The organism is Burkholderia sp. Ac-20392 (genome assembly GCF_017104585.1).
In the GTDB taxonomy this organism is placed as follows: Bacteria; Pseudomonadota; Gammaproteobacteria; order Burkholderiales; family Burkholderiaceae; genus Burkholderia; species Burkholderia lata.
In genome coordinates, this window is sequence record NZ_JAAGPB010000392.1 from 1 (window position 1) to 8,177 (window position 8,177).

Consider the following 8,177-nt stretch of genomic DNA (forward strand, 5'->3'; position numbering starts at 1 on the left):
TCGGCGGCGCATGGCAGAAGAAGTTCACGTTGAACGGTGCGGGCGTACGCGCGCGAATCGCCGCGATCTCGTCGCGCAGTTGCTGCGGGCCGAGCGCCGCGCACGCGAGCGAACCGAGCCCGCCGGCTTCGCACACCGCGATCGCGAGCGGGCTCAACGAACCGACCATCGGAGCCTGAATCAGCGGCAAACGGGAAGGCAGCGTCGTCATCGGAGTCGTCCTCGGGAAAGAAGCGGTGGTCGCGCACACCGGCGGCGCGCATTTAATGCGTTCGATATTAACCGACAAACCCGAACCCCGATTCCCGCGCCACTAACGTCACGAATTGATTTAACCGATTCGGGAAAAACGATTAATCACGAAAATATCAGCGACGTGATCTTGGAGTCCATTTCCGAGACCAAAATAAGCGCCTTCAACCTTGCCACACGGCCCACCCACCCCCGCACTCAAACACCGATTCACCGGTTTCAATGACATTCATCAATATTCAAGTTATTAAATGCCGGCGTTTACCCTTATTAAAATCCACCAAGGCGATAACATGAAAACGTTAAATAAAACGACGATTCATGCCGAAATCGTCAACCGGCGCCATGCCGCGCCACCTCAACCGCAACACGTCTCGTCAAGGAGCGTCGCATGTCCGATGCCAGCTCGTCCTCCTCCCGCGCCGCCGCCCCATCGGCCGCGGCTTCCGCGCCGAAAATCGGCGTCATTCCCGCCACGCTGATGGTCGCGGGCAACATGATGGGCTCCGGCGTCTTCATGCTGCCCGCGAACCTCGCCGCCACCGGCGGCATCGCGATCTTCGGCTGGCTGATCACGGTGGTCGGCGCCGTATCGCTCGCACTCGTGTTCGCGAAGCTCGCGGCGATCGACCCGGCCGCCGGCGGCCCGTACGCGTATGCGCGCAAGTCGTTCGGCCCGTACATGGGCTACCAGACCAACCTGATCTACTGGCTCGCAAACGTGCTCGGCAACGTCGGCCTCGCGGTCGCCGGCCTCGGCTACCTCACGCATTTCTTCCCGGTCCTGAAGGATCCGCTCGTGTTCGCCCTCGCGCAGATCTTCGTGATCTGGCTGTTCACGTACGCGAACATCCTCGGGCCGAACGTCGTCGGCCGCGTGCAGTCGGTCACGACCATCTTCGCGCTCGTGCCGATCCTCGGGATGGCCGTGTTCGGCTGGTTCTGGTTCAGCAAGGACGTGTATTTCGCCGGCTGGAACGTGTCGGGCGCGAGCAGCTTCAGCGCGATCGGCGCGACGCTAAACTTCACGCTGTGGGCGTTCATCGGCGTCGAGAGCGCGTCGGTATCGGCCGGCGTCGTCGAGAACCCGTCGCGCAACGTGCCGATCGCGACCGTCGGCGGCGTCGTGCTCGCGGCCGTCTGCTATGTGCTCAGCTCGACCGTGATCATGGGAATGATCCCGAACAAGACGCTGCTCGCATCGAGTGCACCGTTCGCGGATGCCGCGCGCCTCGCGCTCGGCAATACGGCCGCGAACGCGGTCGCGATCTGCGCGGCGCTGGGCTGCCTCGGCTCGCTCGCGGGCTGGACGCTGCTGGTCGGCCAGACCGCGAAGGCGGCCGCCGACGACGGCCTGTTCGCCGGCGTGTTCGCCCGCGTGAACTCGAAGAACGTGCCGTCGGCCGGCCTCGCGATCGTCGCGCTGATCATGTCGGTGCAGGTGCTCGCGACGATGTCGCCGAGCGCCAGCGAGCAGTTCGGCAAGATCGCGTCGATCGCCGTGATCATGACGCTGCTGCCGTACATCTACTCGTGCATCGCGATCAAGGTGCTCGGCTACGGCAAGATGCCGTCGCACCAGTTCACGTTCTACACGATCGTCGGCCTGATCGGCGCCGTCTACGCACTCTGGGCGATGGTCGGCTCCGACGGCCAGCAGACGCGCTGGTCGCTGATCTTCGTCGTCGCGACGATCGTCTTCTACGAGCTGTCGATCAACCGCCAGCGCGAGATCGAGGAAACCCATATCCATCCGGGCGGCCGCTCGCCGCGCTGGGTGCGCTATCTCGCGCTCGGCGTGACCATCGCCGCGCTCGCCGCCACCTTCTGGATCTCCGTGGGCCGTCATCAGGCCGACACCCTTCACGCGCGCTCGCCGGCCGTTGCCGCGAGCGTCCAGGCAACCCAGCAAACGGGGGAATAACACATGACCGCTTCCTTGACCCAACCCGCCTTCCGCCGCCTCGGCATGAAGGCGCTGCTCGTGCAGCACGACATCGATGAGCGCACGGCCACCGGGCGCGCCGCGACGGCGCTCGCCGAGGAGCTGCGCACGCGGCTCGTCGACGTCGTGATCGCGACCTCCGCCGACGATGCGTGCGCGGTAGTCGCCGCCGATCCGGCGATCCAGTGCCTGCTGCTCAACTGGGAACTCGGCAACGATGCCGACCACGCACCCGCGCAGGCCGTGCTCGACGCGATGCGCGCGCGCAATGCGACCGTGCCCGTGTTCCTGCTCGCGAGCCGCGCGAGCGCGTCCGCGATTCCGGTCGACGCGATGCGCAAGGCCGACGACTTCATCTGGATGCTGGAGGACACCACCGCGTTCATCGGCGGCCGGATCGTCGCCGCGATCGAGCGCTACCGCGAAACCGTGCTGCCGCCGATGTTCCGCGCGCTCGCGAAGTTCTCGCGCGTGTACGAATACTCGTGGCACACGCCCGGCCACACGGGCGGCACCGCGTTCCTGAAATCGCCGGTCGGCCGCGCGTACTTCGAATTCTTCGGCGAATCGCTGTTCCGCTCGGACCTGTCGATCTCGGTCGGCGAACTCGGCTCGCTGCTCGATCACTCGGGCCCGATCGGCGAAAGCGAACGCTATGCGGCGCGCGTGTTCGGCGCGCATCGCACGTATCACGTGACGAACGGCTCGTCGATGTCGAACCGCGTGATCCTGATGGCGAGCGTCACGCGCAACCAGGTCGCGCTGTGCGACCGTAACTGCCACAAGTCGGCCGAGCACGCGATGACGATGTCGGGCGCGATTCCGACCTACCTGATTCCGTCGCGCAACCACTACGGGATCATCGGCCCGATCATGCCCGAGCGGCTGACGGCCGCCGCCGTGCGGCTCGCGATCGACGCGAACCCGCTCGTACGCGGCCGCGACGGCATCGACCCGACGCCCGTGCATGCGCTGATCACGAACTCGACGTACGACGGCCTCTGCTACAACGTCGCGCGCGTCGAGGAACTGCTCGGCCAGAGCGTCGATCGATTGCATTTCGACGAGGCGTGGTACGGCTACGCGCGTTTCAACCCGATCTACCGCGACCGTCACGCGATGCACGGCGACCCATCGCAACACGATGCGAGCAAGCCGACCGTGTTCGCGACGCAGTCGACGCACAAGCTGCTCGCCGCGCTGTCGCAGGCGTCGTTCATTCATGTTCGCGACGGCCGCAACCCGATCGAGCATGCACGCTTCAACGAGGCGTACATGATGCATGCGTCGACGTCGCCGAACTACGCGATCATCGCGTCGAACGACGTGAGCGCCGCGATGATGGACGGCCCCGGCGGCGAGGCATTGACGACCGACGCGATCCGCGAGGCCGTCGCGTTCCGCCAGATGCTGGCGCGCCTGCATACGGAATGCGCGGAGAACAACGACTGGTTCTTCAATGGCTGGCAGCCCGATAGCGTGGTCGATCGCAAGACGGGCCGTCGCGTGCGCTTCCACGAAGCGGACGCGACGCTGCTCGCCACCGATCCGTCGTGCTGGGTGCTGCATCCGGGCGACACGTGGCACGGCTTCGGCGATGTCGAGGACGACTACTGCATGCTCGACCCGATCAAGGTGTCGATCGTCACGCCGGGCGTCGCCTCGCACGGCGGGCTGATGCCGGTCGGCATTCCGGCGTCGGTCGTCACCGCGTATCTCGACCGGCACGGGATCGTCGTCGAGAAGACGACCGACTTCACGATCCTGTTCCTGTTCTCGCTCGGCGTGACGAAGGGCAAGTGGGGCACGCTCGTCAACACGCTGCTCGACTTCAAGCGCGACTACGATGCGAACGCGCCGCTCGAACAGGCGCTGCCCGAACTCGTCGCGCGCTATCCGGAGCGCTACGGCAAGCTCGGCCTGCGCGACCTGTGCGACCTGATGTTCAGCGCGATGAGCGACCTGAAGACGACCGAGATGATGTCGCGCGGCTTCTCGACGCTGCCGAAGCCCGATTACAGCCCGGCCGAGGCGTTCGAGCATCTGGTGCACAACGACATCGAGATGCTGGAGCTATCGGAGATGGAAGGCCGCACCGTCGCGACGGGCGTCGTGCCCTATCCGCCCGGCATTCCGCTGCTGATGCCCGGCGAGAACGCGGGGCCGGCCGACGGCCCGCTGCTCGGCTACCTGAAGGCGCTCGAGCAGTACGACCTGCGCTTCCCCGGCTTCACGCACGACACGCACGGCGTCGAAGTCGAGGATGGCGTGTACCGGATTGCGTGCATCAAGCAGAAGGCACGCGATACCAACACGCGCTGAGTACGCAACGTAACGCGTAACGCGACGCCGCGCTGCCGGTCGACGGCGGGCGGCGCCACTCTCAGCCGGCGTCGGCCGCTCAGGCCGCCGGCTGCGCCTTCAGCTGGCCGACCCACTCGGCGAGCTGCGCCTCGCCCTCTTCGTCGAGCTTGCCGTGGAGTTCGCCGTACCACGACACGATCGCGTCGGCCGGCTGCGTGGCCTTCAGGATCTCCAGGCTCTTTTCCAGGAACGACGAGAAGAACGGGATGCCGCGCATGTAAAGGAAGGTCGAATCGGTGATGCGCATGTGGGCATAGACGTCGCGCATCCACGCGAGATGCGGCAGCGTCTCGCGCAGACGGCCGCTCTGCATCAGCGCGGAAATGAAGTTCACGCGCGCGGTGGCGTCGGACTGCTCGTGCGTGTCGTGATTGACCTGGGCAGCCTTCGTCAGCCACGCTTCGCCGCGCTCCACTTCGCCGCACATCACCGACGTCGTCGCGAGCTGCAGCGCGTTGTGCGCGCTCGGCTCCTGCTTGAACAGCTTGAGCCAGTACGAGAAGGCTTCCGGGTAGCGCTCCATCTCCGAGTACGCGATCGCGCACAGGCGCGCCGCATCGGCCAGCCGCTCGACGTGCGGCATGGCGCCCTCGATCGCCTTCTTGTACCGGCCCGCCTGCAACGCGGCCAGCGCGGACGCGAGTTCGGGGGCGATGTCGAGCTCGCCCGACGCGCCCGGTTCGCCCGCTTCGTTGGATTCCTGTGTCGACGGCGCGGGCGACGACGCTTCATCGCGCGGTTTCTTTCCGAACAGCTTTCCCAGCAGGCCCATGACGGTTGTCCTTGTCGTTTTCGTTGTGCCGCGTGAACGGCGCAAGCCGGCCATCACGCGGCCGGCTTCTCTCAGTGCTGCGCGATCTTACGCCACGGCGGTGTCACGCGAGGGAAACGTCGACAGGAATCGGTACCGCGCTCAAGCGTCCCGCGCGTTTTCGCCGCGACTCATCCCGCGTCGATAAGCGGCCGGGCTCGTCGCCGCGACGCGCCGGAAATGCCGGCGCAGCGATTCCTCGGATCCGAACCCCGCGCGCGCCGCAACCTGCGCGAGCGACAGCGCGGGATGCGCTTCGAGCATGTCCTTCGCGACGTTCACGCGCTCGCGAATCAGCCACGCGAGCGGCGACATTCCCGTCGCGTCCGCGAACTGACGCTGCAGCGTACGCGTGCTCATCGCGGCCTGCGCGGCAAGCGACGCGAGCGTGTGCGGCTCGGCCGCGTGCGCGCGCATCCAGTCGATCAGCTTCGCGAGCCGGTCGGTGCCGCCCGGCGCGACCGGGCGCGGCACGAACTGCGCCTGCCCGCCGTCGCGATGCGGCGGCAGCACGAGACGCTGCGCGACGCGGTTCGCGATCGCGCCGCCATGATCGCGGCGCACGAGATGCAGCAGCATGTCGAGCCCCGCGGCCGACCCGGCCGACGTGATGATCTGCCCTTCGTCGACGTAAAGCGCATCGGGATTCACGCGCAGTGCCGGATAGCGCGCCTGCAGTTTCTCCGCATAGCGCCAGTGGGTCGTCACCGTGAGGCCGTCGAGCACGCCGGCCGCCGCCAGCACGAACACGCCCGAGCAGATCGAGCAGAGCCGCGCGCCGCGGCGATGCGCGGCCCGCAGTTTCCTCAGCAACGGCGCCGGCGGCAGTTCGTCCGGATCGCGCCAGCCGGGAATCACGATGGTGTCGGCGCGATCGAGTGTCGCGAGCCGATACGGCGCGGCGACCGTGATGCCGCCCGCCGCGCGCACGGGCCCCGGCTCGCTCGCGCAAACGGCGAAGCGATACCAGTCGACCCCGAGCTCGGGGCGTTCGAGGGCGAACAGTTCGACCACGCAGCCGAATTCGAACGTGCAGAGGCGATCGTAGGCGAGCGCGACGACGAGATGATTGTGCATGGCGCGATGTTACCGGAACTTGTCGATCGCGCCACTGCCGCGAAACGCGCCGAACCGCGATACTGCCCCTCATCCCACCGCGTTCCGCACAACCTTCAGGAGAACTTGCCCATGTCCTGCGTCACCGACGTGCCCGCCGCCGACAGCCCCGCCGCCCTTGCACATTTCGAGGCGTCGCTGCGCTTCGAGACCGACTGCTGGGACGTGCACGACGCGCTCGCATCGGGTACGCCCGATTTCGTGCTGCTCGACGTGCGCGGCCCCGACCTGTTCGCCGCCGGCCACGTGCCCGGCGCGCGCAACCTGCCGCGCCGCAAGATCATCGAGAGCAAGCTCGCCGGCTATCCGGCCGGCACGCTGTTCGTCGTCTATTGCGCGGGCCCGCACTGCAACGGCGCCGCGCGCGCGGCGATCCAGCTCGCGCGTCTCGGCCGGCCAGTCAAGCTGATGATCGGCGGCGTGACGGGCTGGCTCGACGAAGGTTTCGCGCTGAGCAACGAAGTGCAGCCGGCGGACGCCGAAGCCGGCTGATCGTCATTAAAAACGCAACAATCAATTGCCTGTCCACGCCCTGCACGCAAACGGAAAAAGCGCGACAATCAGTCCCATTGCAGTTCGGATGGAGCAGCAACATGCAGAGCGCAGTCCTGATTCAAGTGGCCGGTTCGGTGGCCGCGATCGCGATCTATTTTCTGCCGGCGGTCATTGCCGACCGGCGTGGCCGGCACGACAAGCTGACGGTCGCGATGTTCAACGCGCTGTTCGGGTGGACCGGCATCGGCTGGCTGATGACGCTTTACTGGGCCTGCCAGCCGAACCCGCGCACCGATGTCGCGCAGACGATCCTCGCGAAGCGCCGCGGTATCAGCATGCGGACCTTCTCCACCGGTCTCGTCGAACGCGTGCAACGCCGCGTCGCCGCCCAGGAACAATGGGCCGAGAAGCAAGGCTGCCGTTAAGTCCCTCTTTCCCTTTCACCGTGCCGCGTCGAACTTCGGCATCCTGACGTTGGTCGACGCGCGATAGTCCCACGCCAGCCCGTCGTGCGGCGGTACGCCGCCCGCACGCAGCCACGCCCCGAACGCCCCCGCCGTCACGGCCCGCGCGATCCGCTCGCCCGGACAACCATGCGGCCCCGTGCCGAAGCCGAAATTCGGCCCGGCCGCGCGGCCAGGCATGAACCGGTGCGGATCGCGATGCACGGCCGGGTCGCGGTTCGCGGCGGCCAGCACGACGAGAATCGCGTCGCCGGCTTCGACGGTCACGCCTTCGATCGTCGTGCGCGATGCGACGAAGCGGCGCGTGTTCTGCACCGGTGAATCGAAGCGCCCGACTTCGGCAACGAATGCGTCGAGCGCGGCATCGTCCGGAACAACGTGCGCGGCACTCGCTCCCGCGTCGCCGTTCCACGCCACCAGCGTATTGCCGAGCCATGCGGCCGTCGCCTCGCAGGTCTGCGACAACAGCCCGACGAGATTCGCGACCAGCCCGCCGCTCGCCTGCCAGCCCGATGCGCGGGCCGCCTGCTGCACCGCAGCGACGAGCGTGCCGTCATGCGCATGCGACTGCGCGACGCGCTCCGTCATCCGGTCGAGCAGTTGCCGCGCGGCGCCGCTCGCGCGGGCCAGTGCCGCAGCATCCGACAGCGGCGACAGCGCGGCGACGAAGTCGACGACCTGCGCCGCGATATCGTCGAGCTGCGTCTCGTCGAAGCCGAGCAGATCGGCA

General features: G+C 67.2%; 8 protein-coding genes. 4 read left to right on the plus strand and 4 right to left on the minus strand.

Features of this window, described 5'->3' with window-relative positions:
- A partial coding sequence (locus G3N99_RS29810) for a nitronate monooxygenase (protein ID WP_206124171.1) occupies window positions 1–211 on the minus strand: 211 nt, incomplete at its 3' end.
- 432 nt (window positions 212–643) lie between these two features.
- Between G3N99_RS29810 and adiC the strand changes: the two genes are divergently transcribed.
- Both adiC and G3N99_RS29820 read left to right on the plus strand, forming a co-directional pair.
- On the plus strand, window positions 644–2,176 hold the full coding sequence (adiC, locus tag G3N99_RS29815) for an arginine/agmatine antiporter (RefSeq protein WP_206124172.1): 1,533 nt from the start codon (window positions 644–646) through the stop codon (window positions 2,174–2,176).
- 3 nt (window positions 2,177–2,179) lie between these two features.
- Window positions 2,180–4,519, plus strand: a complete 2,340-nt coding sequence (locus tag G3N99_RS29820; protein WP_174936890.1) for an Orn/Lys/Arg decarboxylase N-terminal domain-containing protein — start codon at window positions 2,180–2,182, stop codon at window positions 4,517–4,519.
- A 79-nt stretch (window positions 4,520–4,598) separates the two neighbouring features.
- Here G3N99_RS29820 and G3N99_RS29825 read toward each other — a convergent pair whose 3' ends face one another.
- On the minus strand, window positions 4,599–5,333 hold the full coding sequence (locus tag G3N99_RS29825) for a hypothetical protein (protein ID WP_206124173.1): 735 nt from the start codon (window positions 5,331–5,333) through the stop codon (window positions 4,599–4,601).
- A 141-nt stretch (window positions 5,334–5,474) separates the two neighbouring features.
- A complete protein-coding gene (gene ftrA, locus G3N99_RS29830) occupies window positions 5,475–6,449 on the minus strand; it encodes a transcriptional regulator FtrA (protein WP_206124174.1) in 975 nt (324 codons plus the stop codon).
- A gap of 111 nt (window positions 6,450–6,560) precedes the next feature.
- On the opposite strand from ftrA, the gene G3N99_RS29835 reads away from it, so the two are divergent.
- Both G3N99_RS29835 and G3N99_RS29840 read left to right on the plus strand, forming a co-directional pair.
- Entirely contained in the window at window positions 6,561–6,980 is a 420-nt protein-coding gene (locus tag G3N99_RS29835; RefSeq protein ID WP_206124175.1) for a rhodanese-like domain-containing protein, read from the plus strand.
- Between the two features lie 101 nt (window positions 6,981–7,081).
- Window positions 7,082–7,408 (plus strand): superinfection immunity protein, encoded by a 327-nt coding sequence (locus tag G3N99_RS29840; RefSeq protein ID WP_174945883.1) that lies wholly within the window; start codon window positions 7,082–7,084, stop codon window positions 7,406–7,408.
- Between the two features lie 15 nt (window positions 7,409–7,423).
- Here the strand turns inward: G3N99_RS29840 and G3N99_RS29845 are convergent.
- Window positions 7,424–8,177, minus strand: a 754-nt coding sequence (locus G3N99_RS29845; RefSeq protein ID WP_206124176.1) for a cytochrome P450, incomplete at its 5' end; no start/stop codon positions are given.